This is a genomic window from Xanthomonas sp. BRIP62418, assembly GCF_003993495.1.
Lineage (GTDB): Bacteria > Pseudomonadota > Gammaproteobacteria > Xanthomonadales > Xanthomonadaceae > Xanthomonas > Xanthomonas euroxanthea.
Window position 1 is genome coordinate 1 of the sequence record NZ_QEZG01000044.1, and the last position, 405, is coordinate 405.

Below are 405 nucleotides of genomic sequence, written 5' to 3' on the forward strand. Positions count from 1 at the left end.
GTAGTAATCCGGGTCGCTCTGGCTGATGTAGATGGTGGTCAGCGTCTTGCCGCTGGCGCGGATCGCCTCGGCCAGCGCCTTGCCGTCGGGCAGGGTGAAGCCGCCATCGATCAGCACCGCATCGCGCGCGCCGGAAATCAGCACCGGCGCGCGGAAGAAACCGTGCTCGCCGGCGGGGAAATGTTGATACGTCAGTGCGGTCGGTGCAGCCATGCCGGTATTCGCTCCAGGGAAGGCGGTTGCGACACTCGCAACGGCCAGTTTTTTGATGACGTCTCGTCGGGTTGGCATTGTTTTGGCCTTTGGGGATAGCGATGGTTGGGGTGAGGGTGCGGCAGAAGACAGCCAAGTCACCGGAGACGTGTGTGGGGAAAGGTCAGCTGCAAGAAAGCCAACCCCATGGCG

General features: G+C 62.7%; 1 pseudogene. It reads right to left on the reverse strand.

Annotated features, from left to right (window positions below):
• Nucleotides 1-213: pseudogene (locus EO174_RS15975) on the reverse strand (MBL fold metallo-hydrolase); the annotation flags it as partial.
• Nucleotides 214-405 lie beyond the last annotated feature (192 nt).